This window comes from Flavobacterium sp. LM5, from assembly GCF_002017945.1.
GTDB classification, from domain to species: domain Bacteria; phylum Bacteroidota; class Bacteroidia; order Flavobacteriales; family Flavobacteriaceae; genus Flavobacterium; species Flavobacterium succinicans.
Genome location: NZ_MUFX01000003.1, coordinates 294,644 through 320,523 on the forward strand (window position 1 = coordinate 294,644; position 25,880 = coordinate 320,523).

General features: G+C 36.9%; 24 protein-coding genes. 9 read left to right on the top strand and 15 right to left on the bottom strand.

Features of this window, described 5'->3' with window-relative positions; translation table 11 throughout:
• Positions 1-99: 99 nt before the first annotated feature.
• Together BXU11_RS11975 and BXU11_RS11980 are read right to left on the bottom strand one after the other, a co-directional pair.
• On the bottom strand, positions 100-1,077 hold the full coding sequence (locus tag BXU11_RS11975; RefSeq protein WP_078212697.1) for a ribonucleotide-diphosphate reductase subunit beta: 978 nt from the start codon (positions 1,075-1,077) through the stop codon (positions 100-102).
• Positions 1,078-1,342: 265 nt separating this feature from the next.
• Entirely contained in the window at positions 1,343-1,909 is a 567-nt protein-coding gene (locus BXU11_RS11980; protein WP_024981922.1) for a DUF3109 family protein, read from the bottom strand.
• Positions 1,910-2,154: 245 nt separating this feature from the next.
• On the opposite strand from BXU11_RS11980, the gene BXU11_RS11985 reads away from it, so the two are divergent.
• The 3 genes from BXU11_RS11985 (at position 2,155) to BXU11_RS11995 (ending at position 3,653) form a co-directional block, all read left to right on the top strand.
• Complete coding sequence (locus BXU11_RS11985; RefSeq protein ID WP_024981921.1) at positions 2,155-2,733, top strand: MarC family protein; 579 nt, start codon at positions 2,155-2,157, stop codon at positions 2,731-2,733.
• A 96-nt stretch (positions 2,734-2,829) separates the two neighbouring features.
• Positions 2,830-3,033 (top strand): hypothetical protein, encoded by a 204-nt coding sequence (locus BXU11_RS11990; RefSeq protein ID WP_024981920.1) that lies wholly within the window; start codon positions 2,830-2,832, stop codon positions 3,031-3,033.
• Complete coding sequence (locus tag BXU11_RS11995; protein ID WP_078212698.1) at positions 3,033-3,653, top strand: FAD-dependent oxidoreductase; 621 nt, start codon at positions 3,033-3,035, stop codon at positions 3,651-3,653. Before BXU11_RS11990 ends, BXU11_RS11995 begins: the two co-directional genes overlap by 1 nt.
• Before the next feature lie 2 nt (positions 3,654-3,655).
• Here the strand turns inward: BXU11_RS11995 and BXU11_RS12000 are convergent, their stop codons facing one another.
• The 3 genes from BXU11_RS12000 to BXU11_RS12010 are packed head-to-tail and all read right to left on the bottom strand — an operon-like array spanning position 3,656 to position 6,255.
• Complete coding sequence (locus BXU11_RS12000) at positions 3,656-5,227, bottom strand: S41 family peptidase (RefSeq protein ID WP_078212699.1); 1,572 nt, start codon at positions 5,225-5,227, stop codon at positions 3,656-3,658.
• On the bottom strand, positions 5,228-5,659 hold the full coding sequence (locus BXU11_RS12005; protein ID WP_024981917.1) for a dCMP deaminase family protein: 432 nt from the start codon (positions 5,657-5,659) through the stop codon (positions 5,228-5,230).
• 2 nt (positions 5,660-5,661) lie between these two features.
• Complete coding sequence (locus tag BXU11_RS12010) at positions 5,662-6,255, bottom strand: HupE/UreJ family protein (RefSeq protein WP_024981916.1); 594 nt, start codon at positions 6,253-6,255, stop codon at positions 5,662-5,664.
• Positions 6,256-6,519: 264 nt separating this feature from the next.
• On the opposite strand from BXU11_RS12010, the gene BXU11_RS12015 reads away from it, so the two are divergent.
• Complete coding sequence (locus BXU11_RS12015) at positions 6,520-6,951, top strand: TerB family tellurite resistance protein (RefSeq protein WP_078212700.1); 432 nt, start codon at positions 6,520-6,522, stop codon at positions 6,949-6,951.
• A gap of 646 nt (positions 6,952-7,597) precedes the next feature.
• Here BXU11_RS12015 and fbp read toward each other — a convergent pair.
• Positions 7,598-8,611 (bottom strand): class 1 fructose-bisphosphatase, encoded by a 1,014-nt coding sequence (fbp, locus tag BXU11_RS12025; protein ID WP_078212702.1) that lies wholly within the window; start codon positions 8,609-8,611, stop codon positions 7,598-7,600.
• 170 nt (positions 8,612-8,781) lie between these two features.
• On the opposite strand from fbp, the gene BXU11_RS12030 reads away from it, so the two are divergent.
• Positions 8,782-9,255, top strand: coding sequence for a GNAT family N-acetyltransferase (locus BXU11_RS12030; RefSeq protein WP_024981913.1), 474 nt, complete (start codon positions 8,782-8,784; stop codon positions 9,253-9,255).
• Between the two features lie 67 nt (positions 9,256-9,322).
• On the top strand, positions 9,323-10,582 hold the full coding sequence (locus BXU11_RS12035) for an aspartate kinase (protein WP_078212703.1): 1,260 nt from the start codon (positions 9,323-9,325) through the stop codon (positions 10,580-10,582).
• 67 nt (positions 10,583-10,649) lie between these two features.
• On the opposite strand, the gene BXU11_RS12040 is transcribed toward BXU11_RS12035, so the two are convergent.
• Complete coding sequence (locus BXU11_RS12040) at positions 10,650-11,948, bottom strand: TlpA disulfide reductase family protein (protein ID WP_078212704.1); 1,299 nt, start codon at positions 11,946-11,948, stop codon at positions 10,650-10,652.
• A gap of 60 nt (positions 11,949-12,008) precedes the next feature.
• A complete protein-coding gene (locus BXU11_RS12045) occupies positions 12,009-12,713 on the bottom strand; it encodes a CPBP family glutamic-type intramembrane protease (RefSeq protein ID WP_078212705.1) in 705 nt (234 codons plus the stop codon).
• Positions 12,714-12,965: 252 nt separating this feature from the next.
• Between BXU11_RS12045 and BXU11_RS12050 the strand changes: the two genes are divergently transcribed.
• From BXU11_RS12050 to BXU11_RS12060, 3 genes are all read left to right on the top strand, one after another.
• Positions 12,966-16,397 carry a hypothetical protein gene (locus tag BXU11_RS12050; protein WP_078212706.1) on the top strand — a complete coding sequence of 1,144 codons (3,432 nt, stop codon included), beginning with the start codon at positions 12,966-12,968 and terminating at the stop codon, positions 16,395-16,397.
• A gap of 415 nt (positions 16,398-16,812) precedes the next feature.
• Positions 16,813-17,337, top strand: a complete 525-nt coding sequence (locus tag BXU11_RS12055) for a hypothetical protein (RefSeq protein ID WP_078212707.1) — start codon at positions 16,813-16,815, stop codon at positions 17,335-17,337.
• 163 nt (positions 17,338-17,500) lie between these two features.
• A complete protein-coding gene (locus BXU11_RS12060) occupies positions 17,501-18,580 on the top strand; it encodes a glycosyltransferase (RefSeq protein ID WP_078212708.1) in 1,080 nt (359 codons plus the stop codon).
• Between the two features lie 61 nt (positions 18,581-18,641).
• On the opposite strand, the gene phoU is transcribed toward BXU11_RS12060, so the two are convergent.
• The 7 genes from phoU to BXU11_RS12095 form a co-directional block, all read right to left on the bottom strand.
• Positions 18,642-19,310, bottom strand: coding sequence for a phosphate signaling complex protein PhoU (phoU, locus tag BXU11_RS12065; RefSeq protein ID WP_078212709.1), 669 nt, complete (start codon positions 19,308-19,310; stop codon positions 18,642-18,644).
• Positions 19,311-19,381: 71 nt separating this feature from the next.
• Positions 19,382-20,140, bottom strand: a complete 759-nt coding sequence (gene pstB, locus BXU11_RS12070) for a phosphate ABC transporter ATP-binding protein PstB (RefSeq protein ID WP_078212710.1) — start codon at positions 20,138-20,140, stop codon at positions 19,382-19,384.
• 341 nt (positions 20,141-20,481) lie between these two features.
• Positions 20,482-21,429 carry a phosphate ABC transporter permease PstA gene (gene pstA, locus BXU11_RS12075; protein WP_078212711.1) on the bottom strand — a complete coding sequence of 316 codons (948 nt, stop codon included), beginning with the start codon at positions 21,427-21,429 and terminating at the stop codon, positions 20,482-20,484.
• 3 nt (positions 21,430-21,432) lie between these two features.
• The gene (gene pstC, locus BXU11_RS12080) at positions 21,433-22,608 is read right to left on the bottom strand and encodes a phosphate ABC transporter permease subunit PstC (protein ID WP_078212712.1); all 1,176 of its coding nucleotides are present in this window, start codon (positions 22,606-22,608) and stop codon (positions 21,433-21,435) included.
• Between the two features lie 64 nt (positions 22,609-22,672).
• Entirely contained in the window at positions 22,673-23,506 is an 834-nt protein-coding gene (locus BXU11_RS12085) for a phosphate ABC transporter substrate-binding protein (protein ID WP_078212713.1), read from the bottom strand.
• Between the two features lie 366 nt (positions 23,507-23,872).
• A complete protein-coding gene (locus BXU11_RS12090; protein WP_024981901.1) occupies positions 23,873-24,955 on the bottom strand; it encodes a cell wall metabolism sensor histidine kinase WalK in 1,083 nt (360 codons plus the stop codon).
• Positions 24,956-25,121: 166 nt separating this feature from the next.
• Positions 25,122-25,805 carry a response regulator transcription factor gene (locus BXU11_RS12095; protein WP_024981900.1) on the bottom strand — a complete coding sequence of 228 codons (684 nt, stop codon included), beginning with the start codon at positions 25,803-25,805 and terminating at the stop codon, positions 25,122-25,124.
• Between the last annotated feature and the right edge of the window lie 75 nt (positions 25,806-25,880).

Consider the following 25,880-nt stretch of genomic DNA (forward strand, 5'->3'; position numbering starts at 1 on the left):
CTTATCACCTTAGTAAGTAATGCCTAAAAAAGACAAAATTTAATAGGTAATAAAAAGAACTAATTACTTCTAATTACTAAACGATACTACTTCACTTTTTTAAAAATCAGCGTCGAATGAAATCTTCTGCGCTTCACTGTCTGTGTTCATTACGCCCGCTTTCTGATATTCTGCTACTTTTTTCTCAAAGAAATTGGTTTTTCCTTGCAATGAAATCATATCCATGAAGTCAAAAGGATTTGTGGTATTGTATTCTCTTTCGCAACCTAACTCAACCAACAAACGGTCGGTTACGAATTCTAAATATTGTGTCATTAAACCTGCATTCATTCCAATCAAACTAACCGGAAGTGACTCAGTGATAAACTCTCTTTCAATATTTAAGGCATCTACTAAGATGGCTCTGATGCGCTCTTTAGGAACTTTATTAATCAAATGATGATTATGTAAATGCACCGCGAAATCACAGTGAACACCTTCATCACGAGAAATCAACTCGTTAGAAAAAGTCAATCCTGGCATTAAGCCACGTTTTTTCAACCAAAAAATAGAACAAAAACTTCCTGAAAAGAAAATCCCTTCAACAGCGGCAAAAGCAATCAATCGCTCTGCAAATGAATCAGACTCAATCCATTTTAACGCCCATTGTGCTTTTTTCATAATGGCTGGAAAAACCTCAATCGCCGTAAACAATTGGTTTTTCTCTACTTCATCTTTCACATAGGTATCGATCAATAAAGAATAGGTTTCACTATGAATATTTTCCATCATAATTTGAAAACCATAGAAAAATTTAGCCTCAGCGTATTGTACTTCATTTACAAAATTCTCAGCTAAATTCTCATTTACAATACCATCAGAAGCGGCAAAAAAAGCTAAAATGTGTTTGATAAAATATTTCTCATCCTCACTTAATTTGTTGTTCCAATCACTTAAGTCTTGTGATAAATCAATTTCTTCAGCCGTCCAAAAACTGGCTTCCATTTTCTTATACCATTCCCAAATATCATGATGTTTGATCGGAAAAATTACGAAACGATTTTTGTTTTCTTGTAAAATTGGTTCTAATTGCGACATTTTTATGATTTATTTTTTTTAATTTTTAAGCGAATTTTAATGCATTTGGGGATTACAAAGATTGTGAAATTAAGCGTGGTTTGAAAGCCAAACTTATTCACAATCCCCCCTAGTTTTTAACAAAGATGGTTTTTTAAAAGTTTTACTACATTAAGATTCAATCTATTGAATTTCAATAATTTGCATCTCAACAAAACGGCTGAAGCACCGTAAAATATAGGATTTAAAAACTCAGATACAAGAGAAAAAAATTATTTTTTTTGATTTATTTTTTTAAGTCATTTGCTACTTTCTCCAGCTCTAAATACCAGTTTTCACCAAACCTTCTAATGAGAGCTTCTTTCACAAATTTGTACACAGGCACTTCGAGTTCTTTGCCCAGTGAACAAGCATCATCACAAATATCCCATTTGTCATAATTGACTGCTGCAAAATCACTAAAATCTTTCACTCGTATTGGATACAAATGACAAGAAACAGGTTTTTTCCAATCAATTACACCTTGATTATAGGCTTGTTCGATGCCGCAAAGCGCGGTCGCTCCATCAAAAATCACATAGGCACAATCTTTATTTTCGATTAAAGGCGTTTCTAAGTCACCATCCGTTCCTTTAAGCCAAGTGCCTTGTGCTTCTATTGCTTCTATCCCTTGTTTACGTAAAAAAGGCTTTACTTTTGGATAAATCGCTTCTAAGATTTTAGTTTCCTCCTCGCTCAATGGCGCACCTGCATCACCATCCACACAACAAGCTCCTTTACATGCTGACAAATTACATACAAATTCTTTTTCGAGTATATCTTCGGACACGATGGTTTTTCCTAATTGAAACATGATAGCAAGGTTCTTTTAATTTTGGGCAAAGTTAATCAAACCCGAGCACACGATTTCTATTTAATTATTCTTTAACAATTGCACTTCATTTAACTCAAAAAGCGCCTTAAAATTGATCGTTAAATCGCCTACCCTACACCCAAAACCCCAATAAACATTGCAACTCCATTTAAAGAAAACGTTTTCATAAGATAATTTGTTAATACTATCTACAAATTTTTAACTTTGACACCAAAAACAAGGATATGTTTGAATTCAATTTAAGAGAAGTAGCTACCGTGGGCATGGTGTTATTTGCTGTTATTGATATCGTAGGTTCAATTCCTATTATTATTAATTTAAGAGCCAAGCACGGTCATGTCGAATCAGAAAAAGCCTCCTTAGTAGCAGGTTTGATCATGATTGTTTTTTTATTCATTGGTGAAGAATTTTTAAGCTTAATTGGCATAGACGTCCATTCTTTTGCTGTGGCAGGATCATTTGTTCTTTTCTTTTTGGCACTTGAAATGATTTTGGGCATTCATTTGTATCGTGATGAAGAAGCGAACTCTGCTTCTATTGTTCCAATTGCTTTCCCACTTATCGCAGGAGCGGGTACAATGACGACCTTGCTATCCTTAAGATCTCAATTCCACACCATTAATATTGTTGTCGGAATCATCTTAAACATCATTTTGGTTTACGTTGTTCTAAAATCCTCGGGGAAAATTGAAAAAATGTTGGGCAAAAACGGACTTGGAGTGGTTCGCAAAACTTTTGGAGTAGTCCTTTTAGCAATAGCTGTTAAATTATTCGCTGCTAATGTTAAAGCCTTGTTTGTCTAATAAAAAAATATTTAAATTTACGAATAGAATGCCTTAACGACCTTTCTTGTTAAGAATTTATAATCAGATAGTTGTTTGTAATTAATAAAAAATACCATGAAAATCTTTACCTCTATTTTAATTTTTTTAGCCGTTGCTTTAATCATATTTAATATCACCATGTTAGATTTTTCTCAACCCTTAGAAGGAAAAAGTGCTGTTGCTCTTATTGGGGTTGGCGCCTCTTTTTGCGCAGTTTTGATTCTTCTTATTTTTAGAATTTCAAAGAAGATTGAAGAAAAAACAAATGGCAATTATTAATGTTTGATGTTCTCATCATTGGCGGTGGTGTCTCAGGAGTATCTTGCGCCTTAGTTTTAGGTTCCGCCCAAAACAAATTCTTTGTTTCAGACAAAAAGATTGGGATTTTTACCCATCAAAAAGCTTCTTCATTACAAGAAGCCTTGTTTAATAATGCCTATGGGATTCCTACTGGAACACTAGGGAGCGACTTGTTACCACAAAGTCTCTCACACTTGAGCACTTCTTATCCTAATATCATTCAAATTCCTGAAGAAAAAGTAATAAAAATTGAGAGTGATTCTACCTCTCCCTCGGGACTTGAATTTAAAGTCTTTACAAACAAAAGCACTTATACTGCCCGAAATCTTGTTGTGGGTATTGGTTCCGCCAACACATTTGCTATCGAAGGCTTGATGCAGTTTGTAGAACCTCACCAAAAAGCATTACCTGAGAAACAACGCATACAATTGCGTAATACAGACCACAAAGTTTCGGAAGGGATTTATGTTATAGGTACACTAGCGGGTTGGAGAAGTCAACTAGCTATTGCGGCTGGAAGTGGCGCAGCTGTAGCAACGGATATTTTGACTTTATGGAATAATGGCATTCAAACTCATGCGCATGATAGCATTCGCTAGTTTTATTTTTTAGTCAAGACTTTTTTAACCATTTCATCATTTTTCAAGACGATTTGATAGAAATATTCTTCGCCGAATAATTGTCTGGCAAATTCGGCCTTGATGTATTGATTTACTGCAGCCTTACTCTTTTCTAATTGCAACAACAAGCCATTCGATCTAAGATAATCTTGAAAGAAGTCAAAATACTTTTCTGCATTGTATTGCACTTGAAATTCTTGAAAAGTTAATCCTTTAAACACTTTCCGATCTTGATCCAACTTTTCAAAAACAAAATATCCCACCATTCCGGATTGTTCTAAAATTGCTGCATTTTCTTCTTCCTTTTCAGCACTTATGGGCACAAAAACATCAGGAACAATTCCGCCACCGCCATAGACTAATTTTCCTTTTTTGGTTTTGAACTTCAAAGTATCAGCAACTTTAATGCTGTCTTTGTAGTACAATTCGCCATTCAAAAAACGGTGTTCTGATTCTTTAAAATAATCGGTATTGCCTTTAGCATAAGGTTTTTGAATAGAACGTCCTGAAGGAGTGTAGTACCTAGCCACGGTCAAACGCACGGCAGAACCGTCTTTAAAATCCATTTCGCGTTGCACTAGTCCTTTACCAAAAGAACGACGCCCGACTATAGTTCCTCTATCGTTGTCTTGTATTGCTCCAGCCAGAATTTCACTTGCAGAAGCACTATTTTCGTTGATTAAAACGAATAATCTGCCCGATTCAAAATTCCCTTTTTCCGTAGCGAAGGTTTTTTCTATTGTTCCGCTTTTACTTTTGGTAAAAACAATCAAGTCATTATCTTTTAAAAAATGGTCAGCTATTGCAATGGCTTCTTCCATATAACCTCCACCATTGTCACGCAAATCCAAGACCAAGGTTTGTGCACCTTGCTTTTTCAACTGTGCCAATCCCGAATTAAATTCAGCAAACGTAGTTTCAGAAAAACGGTTAATTTTGATATAACCCACCGTAGGATTCAACATCAAAGACACGTCAACACTTTTCAGGGGAATTACCGCTCTTTTTATTTTGAATTTCAGCTTCTGACGTGTAGTTTTTCGGTAAACCATCACTTCAATATCTGAACCAACGGCACCTTTTAGTTTTGCAAAAAGACTATCACTAGGCAAATGACGCCCGAATAATTTGGTTTTTCCTGCGTATAGCAATCGGTCACCCGCTTGTATTCCTGCTTTTGCCGAAGGCCCATTAACGACAGGCTTTATGACCGCAACAGTGTCTTTGTACATGTAAAAATTGATGCCAATACCTACAAAATCACCTTTCATACTCTCGGCAACTTGCGTTTGAACGCTTGGTGGAATATAAACAGAATGAGGGTCTAACTTTGCCAAAATATTATCTACCGTTAAATTCACAATAGAATCCGTATTGACATCGTCTACATATTCGTTATTAATAAAATCAATCAATGAATTCAACTTTGATTTGGACGCATTAGAAGCTACCAAACCAGGGTCTCTCGAAACATTCAACCATCCGCCAATACATACGCCAAGCGCTAAAGTAGCACTCAACAGTATGGGCAAATATTTGTTTTCGAATTTCATTTAGTCGTCTAAATTGGGAATGTGAATTACCTCAACGCCTGCTTTGATTAAAAATTGTATTCCAGAATCATCACGATATCCGTTTTGATACACCACTCTCTTAATTCCGGATTGGTGAATCAACTTACTGCATTCTTTGCAGGGAGAAAGTGTGATGTACAAGGTGGCACCTTCACAAGATTGTGTCGACCGAGCTACTTTGAGAATGGCATTGGCTTCGGCATGCAATACATCCCAACGCGTTAATCCCTCGTCGTCTTCGCAACAATTTTCAAATCCAGAAGGCGTTCCATTGTAACCATCCGAAATAATCATTCGGTCTTTGACAATGATAGCTCCCACTTGTTTGCGTTTGCAATACGACAACAAACTCCATTCTCTTGCGATTCGCAAGTAGGCTTTGTCGTATTTATTTAATTTTATTTCGTTCATTTTTATCGTAACCAAAATTCACTTTCAATAATCATTGGAAGCACTACACCGATTATAAAAGAAGACATGACCAAAGTCCAATCTCTTTTGGAGAATCTAAATACCGTTTGTACAATATAAGACAGTACCAAAACTACAAAAACTACCGCAATCTGCGCCGCTTCTATTCCTAAAGCGAACTCGCACAGCGGTAATAATTTGGAATTGGCCGTTCCGCCTAAAATTGTCTTGAAATAGTTAGAAAACCCTAAACCATGAATGATTCCAAAGAACAAAGTGATAAAAAACACCAGATTAATACTCTCTTTTTTGCTGGACTTCCCAGCGGTAAACAAATTAAACAAAGCGGTAATCAAAATCGTAATAGGAATCAACAACTCGACTACATTTACTTTGATAGCTACAATTCCGTACACCGACAAAAACAAGGCCATCGTATGACCAACTGTAAACAAAGTAACCAATAACAAGATGCGTTTCCAATCGTTAAACGAATAAGGAACTGCCAAAGCGATTAAAAATAAAACATGGTCATAAGCATGAATATCTAAAACGTGGCGTAAACCGATTTGAAAATAAATCCAAAATTCTGACATAGGTAATTATATAAATTTGATTAAGGGTCTGTAAACTTACGACAATTTTTGAAAAGGAGTTGTTCGAAAACTTGCCACTAATTCACTAATTTTTATTGAAAATAAAGTTTGAATGCTGCTAATTTTCCACCACTCTCGGGATTAAGGCTGAATAAAGCATTTGATACTGCTATTTTTAAAGTACAATAGTGGATTATTTCAACCTGGTATTCCTACTTTTTTAAAAAAATTCGTATCTTTAATACAACCATAAAAACAACTATTATGTCAATTTCAGATTTATTTGATAACGAATTCAAAAGTCGCAACAAAGGTCATTTTTCAGCTATTGTTCGTGTAGCTTTAGCAGACGGAAATGCAACAACCGAAGAACAAGCTTTTTTGGATAAACTGGCTTCTCGCTTGGAAATTTCCACCGAGGAATACCGCGAAATTTTAAAAAACCCATTGAATTATGACATTAATCCTCCTTATTTGTATGTGGAGCGTTTAGAAAGATTGTATGATTTGGGTCGAATGGTTCACGTTGACCATCATTTGGGTGATAAACAAGAACGACTGTTGGTGCGTTTTGGTTTAGCGCTAGGCTTTACACCAGGAAATGTGGGTTATATTGTCAACAAAGCTTTGATACTCCTTGACAAGAAAGTAGACTTAGATACTTTTATTTTTGAAATGAAGAATATGAATAAGTAGTGATTAGTCCTTAGTAATTAGTGATTAGTAATAGTGATTAGTAATAGTGATTAGTCGTTAGTTCTTAGTGAAAAATATTTTAAAACAGAAAACCGGTGGCTTTTTACAGCTACCGGTTTTTTTGAGGTAGTACGACAAATTCTGTTCTTTTTAATAGGGTATGAATTGTCGCATTTTTTTGTGTGTAAGTCTTAATTGCCTCCAACTTTAGTTGGAGGGATAAGATTTGTTAGATTTTATAGGCTTTGGCCAAAATTATTGAATTTGGGCTAAAGCCAATTTACATTTATTCCTTTATCTCCAGCTAAAGCTGGAGCCAATTCAAAAATTATTGCAACTTAAAAGATGTTCCAAGCTAAAGCTGGAGCCAATTCAAAAATTATTGCAACTCAAAAGACACTTCAAGACAAAGCTGGAGCCAATTCAAAAATTATCAATAGAATGAAAGCTATAAAAATAACTTTTGATTGGGCTTTTTTACATTCAAAACGGAAACTTGTCGAATCCTTTTTTATGCTTACAAAGAAGCGAATTGTTTTTCTTTGAGCCCTGATCGCAGCGGTATCCTTTTGGGGCGGGGTTCGCCCCAAAAGATATAGCGGAGAGCAGGAACCCTTGTTTACTGAAAATGCCCGATGTTTCGCTCCTACTTATTTTTTGCTTTTGCCATAAATTCTTCGGCTTTTTCGACCATATTGTAGCTGCCACAAAAGAATGGCACGCGTTGGTGCAACTCTGTAGGTTGGATTTCCATGATGCGACCAAAACCATCCGAGGCTTTGGCGCCGGCTTGCTCGGCAAGAAATGCCATGGGATTGCATTCGTAAAGCAAACGCAATTTTCCGTTGGGTGCTTTGGAACTGGTAGGGTACAAATAAATTCCGCCTTTGATCATGTTGCGGTGGAAATCAGAAACCAAACTTCCGATGTAGCGTGAAGTATACGGGCGATCGCCTTCTTCGAGCTGGCAATACTTGATATAATCTTTGACTCCTTGAGGGAAATGCACGTAATTCCCTTCGTTGATGGAGTAGATTTTTCCATCAGGAGCGTATTGCATGTTAGGATGCGACAAGTAAAAGGTGCCAATAGCTGGATTCAAAGTAAAGCCGTTCACGCCGTGCCCAGTAGTATAAACCAACATGGTGGAGGTGCCGTAAATTACATAACCTGCCGCCACTTGGTTGATGCCCGGTTGCAAGAAATCCTCGATAGTTACCGGGGTCCCAATTGGCGTAACGCGACGATACACGGAAAAAATAGTTCCTACCGATACGTTTACATCAATATTAGAAGACCCATCCAAAGGATCCATCAATACCACATACTTGTTATTGTGACTGCTGTCCGAACCTTCGACGGTGATGAAATCGTCGTTTTCTTCGGAGGCGATACCGCATACAATCTCACGATTGATTAAGGTTTGAATAAATACTTCGTTGGCATAGACGTCTAATTTTTGTTGGTCTTCGCCTTGAATGTTTTGTTCGCCAGCCGCTCCTACTATATCTACTAATCCGGCTTGGTTCACCTTATAGTTGACCACTTTGGCTGCCAAGCGAATGGAGTTGATGATTCGGGATAATTCGCCCGAGGAGTACTGAAATTGGTTTTGTTTTTCGATGATAAATTCACCTAAAGTCTTGTTGCGTTCTTCCATTACGAAATCGTTGTAGTTAGTTTGAAGTCACAAATATCGTTTTTTTTGTGAAAATGAAATGATAATTATGAAGATACTTCATCACTATTGTATCTTTGTAATAAAATCGACAAAAAAATTGTATTTTTAGCGGTTTTTTTAGTCAATTTAGAACCTAAATATCAGAAAATATGATAATACGAAAAGGAACTGCAGCAGATATGAACGGTGTTTTAGCGCTTATTAAAGAACTAGCCGTATTTGAAAAAGAACCTGAAGCTGTGGTAATTACTGTGGAGGACTTGATTCGAGATGGTTTTGGAGCCCATCCTTTGTTCTCAGTTTTCGTTGCCGAGAAAGAGCAAGAGATTGTTGGAATCGCTTTGTATTATTATCGCTATTCTACTTGGAAAGGAAAAACGATTCATTTAGAAGATTTGGTGGTCAAAGAAAGCATGCGCGGCACTGGATTGGGCTCGGCATTGTACTCGGCCATCATAGAACAAGGTAAAACTGACGGTGTACGAAGAATAGAATGGAATGTTTTGGACTGGAATACGCCTGCCGTCAATTTCTATGAGAATTCTGGAGCCAAAGTTTTAGACGATTGGCGCGTGGTACAAATGGATCAACAAGGCATTGATGCCTTTTTAGAGAAAAAATAAATAACATAAAATAAGTCTTTCCGTTTCGGAACATAGAAAAGACTCGTTTACAATTTTAGCATACAACATGAGAGTATTTAAATTTGGAGGAGCCTCGGTCAAAGATGCCGAAGGGATCAAAAATGTTCACCACGTATTACAAACCGTGGGATTTGATGATGTATTAGTGGTGGTTTCGGCCATGGGAAAAACGACTAACGCTTTGGAAGTCGTGATCAAGAATTACTTTGAGAAATCTCCTGAATTGAACGCATCGGTTCAAGAAGTGAAAAAATACCACAATCAAATCATTTTGGATTTGTTTGAAAATGAAAACCATCCCGTTTTTAGTGCTGTGAATTTGTTGTTTGCAGAATTAGAATATTTCTTGGCACATAACAAATCGCCAAATTACAATTTTGTGTACGACCAAGTGGTAAGTTTTGGCGAATTGATTTCGACTACCATATTGAGCTACTTCATGAACTTCATGGATATCGAAACCCAATGGGTAGATGTTCGTAATTTGATTAAAACCAATGCCAATTATCGTGATGCCGAAGTAGATTGGGAGCAAACCAAAAAGAATATTACCAAAACCATTAAATCAAAGAGCCTAAACATCACTCAAGGATTTTTAGGATCGGATGAGAATAACTTTACGACCACTTTAGGAAGAGAAGGTTCGGATTATACTGCGGCTATTTTTGCGTATTGCTTGAACGCCGAAAGCGTAACGATTTGGAAAGACGTTCCTGGAGTGATGAATGCCGACCCAAGGTATTTTGAAAATGCAAGTTTGTTGAATCAGATTTCCTATCGTGAAGCGATTGAACTAGCTTTTTACGGCGCCACAGTAATTCACCCAAAAACCTTACAACCTTTGCAGAAAAAGGAAATTCCTTTGTTCGTAAAATCATTTGTAAACCCATTATTAAAAGGAACCGCTGTGGCAAAAGGAGCAGACTTGGAACCCAAAATGCCTTGTTTTATCGTAAAACGCAATCAGTTGATGATTTCGCTTTCCTCTATTGATTTTTCATTTATTATGGAGGAAAACATCAGCGAAATCTTTGCTTTGTTCCATCAATACAAAATCAAAGTGAATTTGATTCAAAACTCAGCGATTAGTTTCTCGGTTTGCGTAGAAGACAAATTTGGCAATTTTGGGGAATTGAATGCCAAACTCTCTAAGAAATTCAAAGTAGAGTTTAACGAAGATGTGACCTTGTACACCATTCGTCATTTTAACGACCAAGCGGCCAAACTGGTAGAAGAAAATAAGATTGTCTTGCTCAAACAAGTCAGTCGTGAAACGATGCAAATCATCACCAAAGAGACGTTATAAAAACAAAAAAGACCATTTTGAAAATATTTTAAAATGGTCTTTTTTATTGAAAACATCAATTTATGAATTACAAATGACGTTGTAATAACTTTTCAATATCTGGACTTGAAGGTCTAGGCGCGTCTTTGTGAAGTATTTTACCATCTTTTCCAAACAAAACATAACGAGGTATAGAATAAATCTTAATCTCTTTCATTAATTGGTCTTCTTCTGATTTTGTTAGCAAAAAACTATTGTCTTTATTTAAAATTTTGGGATACTGAAGCATTGCTTTTTCCCAAGCTGCTGCACTTTGATCAGTAGAAACAAAAACAAACGCTACTGCTGGAAACTTATCCATCAAAGCTTTTTCAGCAGGGAATTCTGCTCTGCACGGCTTACACCACGATGCCCAAAAATCGACTAAAACCAATTGCCCTTTGTACTTATCAATTTTACTTTGCAACACAAATGGCGTGTTCTTAGGTTGTAAATCTAAATTGATAGCATCAAGATATTCTTGGTCTTTACAATGCTTTCGAAATAAATCAATAGAGGGTTGATCTACTTTAGTTATCGATTTTGGGTCATTTAAAGCAAAATCCAAATTCTTAAACAAGAAATAATCTTTGACTTTTTGACTTTGAAATGTGGTCGTAACAAATATAAGTTTATTCAATAAGGTAGATGTCTTGCCTGTTTTAGCCAAAGACATTTCAATATATCTTCGTACTAAGAATCGATATTCATCCACAACAAAAAGGGAATCTGCTCCTTTAAAACTCTCTTCTATTGCTAAAATAGTTGCCGGATCTACAGTAGTTTTTTCAAGTGCATTCTCTTGAATCAAAGACCAATACATCATTTTAAAATACGAATAAAATTCTTTAGAAACTTTTCCTGATTTAAAATTACTTTCTAAGAATTCTTGTTCTTTTTGATACGTTGGGTCAAAATATTTAGTGTATTTGACTATCGAACGGATTTCCTTTCTTTCATTATAACTAGAGATACTTTCTGCTTCCCCATACTTTTCAAAACTCTCATTAACATATTGGGATTCGGTTGCTCGGAACTTGTTAGTTTTACAAGAATATTCGATTAACCCTTTTTTATTGAAATCAAATTCAATTACTTCATTAGGCAAAGCAAAAATGGGTATTGGCTTTTTGTAATGCGTACATTTAATCACTGCTGGCTGATTGAGCTTAAACACCAATTCCCGTTCACCAGGACTAAAACCTCTGGGGCCAATCAAAAATTTTTCGGAGTAACCAATAAATGAAATACCATCGTCATTATCGCCAATAAATTTTAAAACGATGTTTTGAGAAAAACAAAGGGAAGTAAGAAACAACAAGCTGAGCGTAATTTTGAATGCGTTCATAAATTTAGGTTTAGTGGGGTAACTGTATTTTTCAACGTAAATTACTATAGTTTATTATTTTTAAAAAAGTAAATGCAGCAGAAAAAAAGTCAAATTAGTCATACAATGTAGCAGTATTCCCCATACAAAACCTTGTTTTAATCTCAAATTAGTAGCAAAATAACCAATCAATATTTGTGGAAGAACAAAGAATGGATAGATTAATAGTAAAGAATAATATATCTTTTCTAAGTTATCAATATGTATCAGACCAAATGCTATTATTGAAACTATCGTTAGGCTTCTTTGTAAACGAATTGAAAACTTGATGTTGTCAATTACAAAAAAATACAGCACTACAACAACCGAAAGTGAAATTCCAACCTTTACCCAAGTAGAAATCAAAAAAAAGGCTTCACTAGTAAACCGAATTCCCAATACCAACAGCAACATCAAAAATACACTGAGACAAATTTCCTTTTTCTTGAAATTCAAAAAAAGGCGAAATAAAATCTCTTCGATAATTGGTATTATTATAACAACAAACCAAAAAGAAATAGTAGCAATCCTGTCACTAGATTTTTCTATTGCCTCCATTAAAGAGGGAAAACCCAATATGTCGGTAACTAAATAGTCAAGTGGTCTTAGCAAAAAAAGAACACTTAGTATGATTGCTAAATACATATAGCAATAAGACAACAGAAGGTTTTTGATTTTTGCCTTCCAATCGTAAGACGGGTGACTTTCTTCAGAAGGATTAAAAACAGTAAATAAATTGAAAAACATAAAATGATTTTAAGTACGCAATTAAAGATTGATATTGTAGGATTACTACTTTCTATCCTTTTTCAAATATACCATTATTTCCTACAAAACCAAATTCAAAAATCGAAAGAACAGTACTTTTCAACCTTAAATCACCAATATAATTATAATTCTTCACTACAAAATCTATCTAATTGCGAATCACTATTCACTAATTACTAACTGCCATTCACTATTAAATACTACTTTTGAACATTGGACGTTATCGTAGCTATGTGGAATAAAATTGTGCTTCTTGGAGTCTTCTTTTGGCTTTCTGGCGTATACGCGCAGGAAAATCAATCGTCCTATCGCACTAAAAAAATCCGTGTTACTACCGATACCATTTGGTTAGAAAAAACAAGCATCAATCCGAGCTTTTTTAAAATTACAACCGACAAAAAGGAGACACTTGCTACCACAAACTACAGCGTGAATTTTGAAAAAGGCTATTTGTTGTTACAATCTCTTTCGCAACTTAACTCTGAAGAACTAACGGTTCAGTACCTAAAGTATCCGGATTTTTTAACCAAAACCTACCAAGTCTACTCGGATAGTCTAGTGGTCAACAACGAGGCGCTGAAGGGTACTTTATATCAAATGGCAGAGACGAATCCAAAAAAAACAACGCCTTTTGATGGTCTCAACACCTTTGGAAGCATCACGCGAGGAGTGACGGTGGGTAACAATCAAAACGCAGTGCTCAACTCGAATTTAGACTTACAAATCAGCGGTAAACTCTCCGACAAAGTCAGTATTAGTGCCTCGATTCAAGACAGCAATATTCCGCTGCAAGACGGAGGCTATTCGCAAAAACTGGACCAGTTTGATAATATTTTTATGGAATTGTACAGCAAGGATTGGAGAGTACGTGGTGGTGATTTGTTTTTAGAAAATCGTACGGCTCAGTTTTTGAATTTCAATAAAAAAGTACAGGGTTTGAGTACTCAATTCGATTGGGGCGACACCGAGAAACACACCAAAATCGAGGCTGCTGTTGGTTTGGTCAGAGGGCAATATGCCAGAAGTGCGTTTATTGGCCAAGAAGGCAATCAAGGGCCTTATAAACTCAAAGGAAATAATCAAGAAGCCTACGTATTGATTGTTTCGGGTTCGGAGCGCGTGTATGTCAATGGCAATTTGCTAAAACGAGGAGAAAACAACGATTATGTGATGGATTACAACGCGGGTGAGTTGGTCTTTACGCCTTTATTCACCATCACTTCCGAAATGCGAATTGTAGTCGAATACCAATTTACAGATCAAAATTACACCCGAATTGTTGCCTATGGAGGTGGAATGCACGAAAACAAAAACTGGCGTTTTGGTAGTTATTTGTATTCCGAAAGCGACTTGAAAAACCAACCCGTACAGCAAAGTTTGTCCAAAGAACAAGTCGTCATTTTACAAAATGCAGGCAATGACCCAAGCAAAATGAATGCGCCTTCGGCCTACGAAGATTTGTATTCTGAAAACAAAATTTTGTACGAGAAAAAAAACGCCAATGGCATTGAATACTTTGAATTTTCTACCAATGACCAAGCCGTTTTGTACAATGTTCGCTTTAGCAAAATAGGGCCGAATCAAGGGAATTATCTCTTGAAAAACACTGGAGCTATTGGCCGAATTTACGAATATGTAGCGCCACTCAACGGGATCTTACAAGGAGAATATGAACCTACGATTCCGCTTATTGCTCCAAATAAACTACAAATCGCCACCTTTTTAGGAAGATACAATCCAAATGAAAAAAGCAGTGCTGATTTTGAAATTGGCGTAAGCAACAACGACCAAAACTTGTTCTCTAGTCTTGATGACAATCAGAATAAAGGATTGGCCGCAAAATTCAACACCAAACAACGTTTGTTTACCGGAAAATGGAATTTGGATTTCATAGGCAATTACCAATACATAGCCGAAAGTTTCAAAACCGTAGAACGCTTGTTCAATATCGAATTCAATCGCGATTGGAATTTGGGCACCACTACCGCTGGGAACCAAAGCTTCTGGACCGCAGGAATCCAAAGCGAATGGAACCCAAACTACAAAGGAGCGCTAAAAGGCAATGCCTCTTATCAACTAGAAAAATTAGATTTTACCGATTCTTTTTCTGGGCAAAAACACCGCATTATGGCACACTTCCAGCTTCCAAATTGGCGTTTTCAAAACCAGACTAGCGTACTCAAAAGCGACAATTTGTTGAGCACTTCTAATTTTATTCGCCAACAAACGCAAGTCCGTTTTCACAAAAAGAAAAACTGGGTGGGCGCTACTTTTCGCTTAGAAGACAACCAAGAGAAAATCAAAAGCACACAAACCTTCACTCCCATCAGCCAGCGTTTTTCAGAAATAGGAGGTTTTGCGGGTCACGGCGATAGTACCAGAGTCTTCGTGGCTTTGGGATATTTGCAAAGAGTCAACGACAGTATTCAAAATGGCGTCTTACAACGCGTCAACCACTCGCAGACCTTCAGCTTAAAATCGAAAGTTTTTCAAACTTCCAAAAGCGATTTATCTGTTTTTGCCAATTATCGTGTCCTAGAATACACCAATAATTCAGCCCAAAAAGAACCGTCACTCAATTCGAGAGTGGTCTACAACGACCGTTTTTGGAAACAATTGGTACAAAGCACCACGGCTTATGAAACCAATTCGGGTTCGATTGCCCAACAAGAATTTACCTTTTTAGAAGTCAATGCGGGTCAAGGAGTGTACGCTTGGAACGATTACAACGGTAACGGCATTCAAGAATTACAAGAATTCGAAATCGCGCCTTATCCCGATTTGGCCAAATACATTCGCGTGTTTTTGCCCAACCAAATCTTTATCAAAACCCATCAAAATAAGTTTTCGCAATCCCTAATCATCAATCCTAACCAATGGCAAAACGAAAAAGGGTTCAAAAAAATAGCCTCCTATTTTTACAACCAAACCTCGTTCATTATGGACCGAAAAATTAAAAACGAAGGTGGTAACTTCGATTTGAATCCGTTTGGAAGCCCGAAAGACGATGTCTTGGGACTCAACTCCGTTTTCAGAAACAGCTTGTTTTTCAATCGAGGCAAACAGAAACACTCGGTCACTTACACCTATTTGCAAAACAAATCCAAAAGTTTATTGTCCAATGGCTCACAGGAAAACAGCAATGCCTCGCACCAACTACAATACCAACATTTGTTTCAAAAAAGTTGGTTGTTGAACTTCTTTACCAAGACTTTGGCGACCGCCGTGGTTTCCGAAAATTATGCTGAGAAAAATTTCGACATCAAAGGCTACCAAATCGCCCCAAAAATCAGCTATTTGTTTTCTAAAAACGCCAGTTGGGAATTGCTTTATGAATTCCAACACAAAGAAAACCAACTCGCACAAGCCGAAACACTGCAACAAAACCGTTTGGGAACCGCCTTCAGTTATGCCCGCAACGCCAAATTCACCCTCAACGGCGAACTCTCTTTTTATCAAAACAAATTCGATGGCAATGCACAATCTGCCGTGGGTTTCCAAATGCTCGAAGGCTTACAAACCGGACAAAACCTCACTTGGCGTGTGTTATTGCAAAAAAACATCACCCAATTTCTCGACATTAATTTCAACTACCAAGGCCGCAAAAGCGAAACCAGCGCAGCCATCCACACCGGAAATGTACAGTTAAGAGCTTATTTTTAGGACAGCTATAAATTGTTATAACATATATTTATTTATCAAAAAACAAGCAAAAATAGCAGTCCAATTAAGCTGATTCATTGAGCCTTGAAACCAATAACCTTAACTTTTATGGACTTATATCCACTACTTCACAAAGTGATATCCTCAAATTTTCAAACTTATTTGACTTATATGTTAAAAATCAAATAGTAGGAGAGCCAACAAAAGGCTTTTTCAGCCATCAGGGGTTCCTGCTATCCACTATATCTCTTGTCTTGTTGTAAGGACAAGACAAGAGGATGCCGTTCCTATTAGGACTAGAAGGAAAATTGAGGCATTCCTACCAACAGTAACACTAAGATTTTTAGAACTTTATATCCAATTTACAAAAATAATTAGTAGTTTTAGTACACTTTTAATTTAAAAAAATACCATTATGAAAAGAATACTGATTTTATGTTGCTTGTTTATTGCGTCCAACACCATTTTCGCTCAAGAAACAGCCACGAAAAAGAAAACCACAAAAGCTAAAACAGAAGTGTCTGCTGCCGAAAAAGAAGCCAAACAAAAAGCAGCCAACGAAAAAAGAAAAGCAACTATAGCCACCAAAAAAGAAGCCGAAGCCAAGGAAGCTGAAGCTAAAGCAGCCAAACAACAAGCTGCAAACGAGAAAAGAAAAGCAACCATAGCTGCCCAAAAAGCCGCTGCCGAAAAAGAAACCGCTGAAAAAGAAGTCAAAAAAGCCAAAACTGAAAAAAGTAAAGCCGAAAAAGCAGTAACTGAAAAAACTACTAAAGCGAAAAAAACAGGCGAAGTAAAAATCAAAGAAACTAACGAAAAAGCGCCTAAAACTCCAGACAAAGTAACGGGTGAATACAACGGTAAAAAAGTGTACACTGGCCCAAGAGGTGGACGATACTACATCAACAAAAACGGAAATAAAACTTATATCGAAAACTAGTTTCGATGTAAAACACAGAATCACAAAGGCTTTCTTTTTACAGAAAGCCTTTTTTTTATATAAACAGTTGTTAAATTAAACTTTTCATAATAGTTTATAAACTTAACAAAATAGAACTATTGCTACCTTGCCCCCGAATTAATATTTAATATTGCATACTATAATGACATTGGATTCTACCTCAAAAACGATACTCATTGCGCCATTAAACTGGGGGTTAGGCCACGCCACCCGTTGTATTCCAATCATTAAAGCTTTACAAGAAAACAATTTTACCCCCATCATTGCCTCAGATGGAATAGCACTCGAATTGTTGAAAAAAGAGTTTCCATACATCCAAATGTTGGTCTTACCTTCTTATCAAATAGAATATGCCAAAAACGGCAAAAACTTCAAATGGAAACTTATTCAAAGTTTACCACGAATGATTGAAGCCATTCGGGAAGAGAAGAAATTGGTTCAAAAATGGATTACTAAATACGAGATAGACGGCATCATTTCAGACAACCGTTTGGGAGTTTATAGTCCCAAGGTGCCTTCTGTTTTCATCACCCATCAATTGAATGTAATGACCGGAAACACTACTTGGTTTACTAGTAAAATACACCAATATATTATCAAAAAATACACCCAATGCTGGGTACCCGATGTGGCTACAACCCCCAACCTAACAGGCGATTTGGGCCACGTAACTGGAAAGCATTTTCCCCTGCGTTACATTGGTCCCTTAAGTCGATTACACAAAAAAGAAAGTCAAAAAGTCTATGATCTGATGATCATTCTTTCAGGGCCTGAACCCCAAAGAGGCATTCTAGAAGAAAAATTAACAGAAGAGGTAAAACGCTTCAAAGGTAAAGTCGTTTTCGTAAAAGGAATCATAGAAAAAACACAAGTTAAAGAAACCGTTGGCAACGTAACCTTTTACAATTTTATGAATACACGCCAATTGGAACAAACCTTTAACGAAAGTGAATTCATTTTGTGCCGCTCTGGCTATACCACTATTATGGATTTGGTCAAATTAGGTAAAAAAGCCTTTTTTATTCCCACGCCTGGACAATACGAACAAGAGTATTTGGCCGTAAAACTAGACCAAGAACGCATCGTTCCTTATGCCACTCAAAACGATTTCAAAATTGAAATACTGTCAAAAATTGCCGATTACAAAGGGCTTTCAGAAATGGATACCACAATAGATTGGGAGGAACTTTTAGCTGTTTTTCAAACAACTAAAAAACCATAAGATTACTAAAACCCAAATTAGAAATCTATTACATCCGAAGTTGTAAATACCTTTCCAAAAACTACGCTTCTCCCGAAAGATCCAATTTCTCGTGTTTGATAATCTTTGCGTGAACCATAAAATAAACCGATTCAGCTACATTGGTGCAATGCTCAGAAATGCGTTCCAAATGTTTCAACACCATCACTAAATTGGTTCCAGAAACCACTACTTTCGAATTGGATTTCATTTCACTTATAATCTCGTGAATGGTATCATCGGTTTTGTTTTTGATGGCTTTATTCAAAACAAAAATTTCACCAATAGTATTTTCCTCTTTCGTTACAAAACAAGCGTTCGTTTTGGCTACAATTTGAATAATTTCATAGGTCAAACCCTCAATATCAAACTTGGCAATCAAATCATGTTTGTCCTTGATACTTTTAGTTTTCTTAATAATACTAATCGACAAATCGCCAATGCGCTCAATCTCATTGCTCATTTGCATGGCCGACATGATAAAACGCAAATCCGAAGCCACCGGTTGATGCAACGCAAAAATGTTTTGGCAAATCTCCTCGATTTTTACGTCCAATTTATCAATTTTATGCTCTGTCTTTTTGACTTCTTTCCCCGCAATAGGTTCAGACAAAATCGCTTTTACCGCCTCACCCACTTGCGTTTCGGCCAAAACACCAATTTTGGTAATGATGTCCCTTAACTTTACTAATTCTATCTCAAAATGTGTCATCCTCTATTTATTTAGTTTAAAAAGATTAATCGGTTATCGGTTAAACAAATAACCAATTCAACGGTTAACCATTAACCAAATCTTCCCGTAATATAATCTTCCGTTTGTTTCTTCTCTGGTTTCGTAAAAATATCTTTCGTTTTTCCCATTTCGATCAATTCTCCCATATAGAAAAACGCCGTATGATCACTCGTTCTAGCAGCTTGTTGCATGTTGTGTGTCACGATAACAATCGTGTATTGCTCTTTTAATTCATGCACCAATTCCTCTATTTTCGAAGTCGACAACGGATCGAGCGCACTAGCAGGTTCATCCATCAAAATAATATCCGGATTCACCGCCAAGGTTCTAGCAATGCAAAGGCGTTGTTGTTGTCCGCCCGAAAGTCCCATCGCCGAATCGTCCAAACGATCTTTCAATTCCTCCCAAATTGCCGCTTGCCGCAACGAAACCTCGACAATCTCGTCCAACTGTGTTTTATTTTTTATCCCATTAATCCTAGGACCATAGGCCACATTCTCGAAAATAGACTTAGGAAACGGGTTCGATTTTTGAAAAACCATGCCAATTTTCTTTCGAATATTCACCACATCCACTTCTTTATCATAAATATCAATGCCCTCCACCAGCATTCTTCCCGAAATTTTCACCCCCGGAATCAAATCATTCATTCTATTTATACAACGCAAAAAAGTCGATTTACCACATCCCGAGGGCCCAATCAAAGCCGTGACTTTGTTGGCCTGAATTTGCATCGAAACACTGCTCAATGCTTTCTTCTCACCGTAAAACAGCGACAAATCAGTAACGTCTATTTTTACATCTTTCATAATTGTATGGTATCAAATTAAAAAAATTAGTTGGGCGTGACCCCATTTGCAAAAGGCTTCCTTCAGCAACCCGTTAGTTTGCGCCTTTCGCAACTGCGGTCGGGCTATCCGCAGTACTTCGGTACTTGCTCCTATCCCTCACGCAAAATGCCATTAAGTTAAGAGATAATCAATAATTTGATTGCTGATTTTTGATCAACGATTTTTGATTGCTGATGTATAAGCTACTGAAAATCATTTAATTTTTTTCTCACTTGCTCAAAAATCTAAAATCAAGAATCGTTAATCTTCAATCTAAAATCTCTTATATTAAAACCGTTACCCTCACGCAAAAAAAAACATCACCCTTTTGCACTGCTTCTTATTCTAGATCTTATCAGAACCGCCACCAAATTCAGCGACAAGGTAAGCAACAACAAAACCAGCGTCGTAGCAAATTGAATCGGCATCGTTTTATCCACATCAGAAGATTGCGTCGACATAATATAAATATGATAACCCAAGTTCATAAACTGATCACTCAACGAACCGGGCAACGAAGCCAAATAATAAGCCGCACCTGTAAACAATATCGGCGCCACTTCACCCGCTCCTCGACTCACCGCCAAAATAGTTCCTGTCATAATCCCCGAAATAGAGCCGGGCAATACAACATTTTTTATCGTTTCCCATTTTGTTGCGCCCAAAGCCAAACTCGCTTCGCGTAACTCCCTCGGAATGGTTTTTAGTGCCTCCTCTACCGAAACAATAATGACAGGCAACGTCAACAAAGACATCGTTAGTCCAGCCCATAAAATATTGGGTTGTCCCCATCGCAAGGCACCTCCATTAAAAACAGTATCAGCTCCCGCACCCACAAATTGAATAAAAAAACCCAATCCAAAAAGTCCAAAAATGATGGAAGGCACCACCGCCAACGTACGAATCGAAAAACGAACCGCAGCCGCAATTTTTGAATCCTCGCTGGCATATTCTGTCAAATACAACGCGGTAATCGTTCCAAAAGGCACCGCAGCAATCGACATGACCACCACCAAAATAAAAGTACCAATAATGGCAGGCAAAATCCCCCCTTCGGTCATTCCGTTGGTGGGAAAAGAAGTGATAAATTCCCATGAAAATTTAGACCGCCCTTCATAAATAATGATCCCTAATATCACTGCTAAAATAGCGATGATTAAAAAAACCGCTAGTTGCGTAATGCCTAAAATAGCCCTTCCTTTCAAACCCTCATTTTGAGCATTTGAACTAAAAAAAGACAAACCATCAGACGTGTTTGAAGTCTCCATATTTTATTTTCCTTGAAATTTTTTGATCAATTTTCCTTTCACATAAAACTCTGCAATAGCATTCAGTACAAAAGAAAACACAAACAGTAAGGCACCTATAAAAAACAAAACGCTGTAATGGGTTTCACCAAACACCGTTTCGGCCATTTCAGATCCAATAGTAGCTGCAAAAGTACGCACACTCTCAAAAGGATTCGCCGATAATAAAGCCGCATTTCCAGTTGCCATCAAAGCAATCATCGTTTCGCCAAAAACTCGACCAATGCCTAATAACAAAGCCGCAAAAATTCCAGGTGTTGCCGCCGGCAAAACCACCAAGAAAGCCGTTTGTGCCTTACTCGCTCCTAATGCCAAACTGGCCTCAGTAAACGTTTTGGGAACCGACGACAATGCATCTTCAGAAATGGTATAAACAATAGGAAGCGCAGCCAAAGCCATGGCAACTCCTCCAATAAAAGCATTAAGTCGCGAATCGTAGCCGAAAATATCTTGAAAAAAAGACGCTAACACCATCATGGCAAAAAAACCAATCACCACCGATGGAAAGGCGGCCAACATTTCGATTACAGGCTTGATGATTTCTTTATGCCGATTTGAAGCAAAACAGGAAGTATAAACCGCCGCCAATATCGCCAAGGGACCAGCAATTAACATTGCTATAAGCGTTACTTTGAGCGTACCTACCAACAAAGAAAGCAACCCAAAACGGGGATTATGCGAAACAGGCACCCATTCTGAGGAGGCAAAAGTACTCCAAGTTTTATCCGCGCCTTCTTGATTGGGTTGGGCACTTTTTTCGGAAATGGGAGCACTTTCAATAAGGTCTTCTATAGGTTCGCCGTAAGTATCCGGCTGCAAAATTTCCGCTTCATCCACTGTGGGAGACAAATCTTCAATCGGGTCACCGTAAGTATCGGGTATCAAAACAGGTTTAGCCATTGCTTCCGTTTGAGACGGATCTGCTGACAGCTGAGAGGTTTCGGTTTGAGCGCGGTCTCTAGACGAACTAAAAAGAGGTAGCGACTCTTTGAACACAAAAACAAAAATCAAGAAAATAATTGCGATGGATAAAAACGCAACACTGGAAATGATTTTTTCTGCTAAAAATTCAGACCATCGAAATTGCTTTTTCAGGCTGTCTTTAGTAAAAGTCGCTTGCTCAACACGGGATGCCTTCATACTCTTGATTTAGTAGTGATAAAAAATCCTTCTATAAAGATACAGAAGGATATTTAGATTGCGTTTATTTCAAAGGATAATAACCTACTTCAACAATTACATTTTGTCCTTCGGCACTCAAGATCCAATCAATAAATTTTTTCGTATCGCCCGTGGGTTTTTCTCGCAAATACATAAAAAGATATCTTGAAATGGGATAGGTTCTATTCTTTATCGTAGCAGCAGAAGGCAACACACCTTTACTCTTCGCATCTTTCTTAACTTTACAATCTTTAACGCCTTCCGCATAGGCAGCACCTCCGTAGCCAATCCCAAATTTATCTCTTTTTATTGCATTGACTATAGCTGCCGTTCCCGGCAAGGTTTGGCAATTACGAGCAAAATCGGTTTTCACCACATGGTCTTTAAAAAACTCGAAGGTTCCCGAACTACTTTCTCTTCCATACAATTGAATCCTCGCGTCAGGGCCACCTACTTGTTTCCAATTCGTGATTTGACCCGAAAAAATATCAGCTAATTGTGGAATGCTCAATTCGCTGACAGGATTTGCATTATTTAAATATACCGACAAGCCATCTTTGGCACAAGCAATTTGAATACCGTTTTGGTTGTATTTGCTTTTTAGTTTTTCTAACTCTTGCTGATCAATCGGACGACTCGAATTGGCAATCACCGTTGAACCATTGATCAATGCCGCAATCCCAACACCCGAACCTCCGCCAGTCACTTGAATGCTAATGCCTGGGTTTTTCTTCATGAACACTTCGGCCCATTTTTGAGACAAAATCACCATCGTATCCGAACCTTTTACAGTTATTCGCTTGGGAATAGAAAAGGAAAAAGCACCGAATGCCACAACAACTAGAAGGATAACGACCTTGAAACTTGTTTTATACATGTAAAATAATCAATTTAATTTTTACAAAAATAATGGAAAATTAAACATTCCATGTTAACTCAAAATTATGCTGTTTGCTAAAAAAACAAAGTAAGCATTTGTCAAACATCAGAACTGACGATATAATCATACCCAACAATTCCTTAAACCCAGATTCCGCATTAGAAATCTACTACAACTAAATTACTTCACCATTTTTATATTCTTTAGCGGAGTTCAGTGAATGAATTTCTTCTTCAAAACCAAGAACTTACTCCCATTTTTTAATTCAAAATACAAAAGTATTCCTTCTTCAAAAATAGTCCGTGAGCTCCTGCTTTTATTGAATAATTCAGTTTCGCTACGAAGTCTAATGCGGATTCTGGGTTAAACAGTGTCGGTTTTGATTATAGGTTTAGCTTTCTCTAATGTAAATGAAAATTCTGAACCGATGCCATACTCACTTTCCACATAAATTTTTTCTTTATGGGCTTCAACAATGTGTTTTACAATAGATAATCCCAAACCTGATCCGCCTTCAGACCTAGACCCGCTTTTGTTAACACGATAGAAACGTTCAAATAATCTCGGGATATTATGTTTTTCTATTCCTTCACCATTATCCGTAACACGGATTAGTATTTTTTTACTGGTTAAGTTCACTATAGCGACTTCAGTTGCTCCACCATTTTTTCCATATTTTATGGAATTTACTAGAAGGTTTTCAACAATTTGCTGAATTCTATCTTTATCTCCATACACAAAGACGGGTTGAATATTATGGTGCTCGAAAGACAGTTTGATTTTCTTTTTGTCGGCTTTCATTTCCAATAAATCAAAAACATTCTGTATGATCTCTACAATATCAAAATTAGTGAACTCAAGATTCAAATCACCCGATTCTAATTTGGTGATCATGTCCAAATCTTCTACGATATAAATCAAGCGTTCCACTCCTTTTTCGGCTCTTTTGATGTATTTTTTTCGAACCGATTTATCATCAATAGCACCATCCAACAAGGTCGACAAATAGCCTTGAACGGTAAACAAAGGGGTTTTCAATTCATGTGATACATTTCCTAAAAACTCACGACGATAGACTTCGCGCACTTGAAGCATTTCAATCTCTAACTTCTTATCTGATGCGAATTTTTTAACCTCACGGGTCAGCGTTTCCATATCAGTAGTAATGGGTTGATTGACAAAAGAACTGGATTCAAGCAATGCCACATCATCGTATATTTTTTTTACTCTTCGGTAAATAAAGCGCTCCACTCGATATTGAATAACCAAAAATGCAAACGCATAGGTTCCTATGAAAGCAATAATGGCATAAGAAAAAATCAAGGTAGACTCGGGCTTGAAAAAAGCTTGAAGCAGAATAATGGATGCCAATGCTACAAATAAACTGATGTATAGTGCCGATTTGATCGCGAATTTGTAGGTTTTCTTAAAATTGATTTTAACCATGTTATTTATTTCCAAAGCAAAAAAATTAAATATTATAAAAACGAATTGATACGATGTTAAACTTCTATTTGTAACACAAAAATCACAAATAACAACCTAATAGCAAGTTATTATTTGTGATTTTACAAGAATATAAAAAGGTCCAAATGTAGTTTTGTATACAATACTACACTTCAAATTTATAGCCCACTCCTTTAATGGTTTTGAATAAATCCTCACCAATTTTTTCTCTTAATTTTCGAATGTGTACATCGATGGTACGTCCACCCACTACAACTTCATTGCCCCAAACTTTATCCAAAATTTCGTCCCTTTTGAATACTTTACCCGGTTTTGAAGCCAATAAATAAAACAATTCAAACTCTTTTCTTGGTAAAGCAATTTCGACATTGTCTTTGATGATTTTGTATTCTTCGCGATTAATCTCTATCCCTCCTACATTCAACGTTTCGCTATTTTGAGTCTCTTCCTTTACTCTTCGCAATAAGGCTTTGACTTTACTAACCAATAATTTTGGTTTAATGGGTTTAGTAATATAATCATCGGCACCTGCATCAAAACCTGCAACTTGCGAATAATCTTCGCTTCTTGCGGTCAAAAATGTAATGATCACATGACTCAATTCCGGTATTTTTCGAATGTTTTCACAAGCTTCCATTCCGTCCATTTCTGGCATCATCACATCCATAATAATAAGATCTGGAATTTCTTTTTTAGCTTTCAAAACAGCTTCTTTTCCATTGCTTGCGGTCACGATTTGATAACCTTCTTGAGCCAAATTGTAGCCAACAATTTCCAGAATATCTGGCTCATCATCAACTAATAAAATTTTAGTGCTTCTTTTTTTCATAAAAAATGGTGCAAAATCTATTACAATAATTCAAATTTAGGCTTTTATAACTAAAATTTCACAAAAACCATCGTA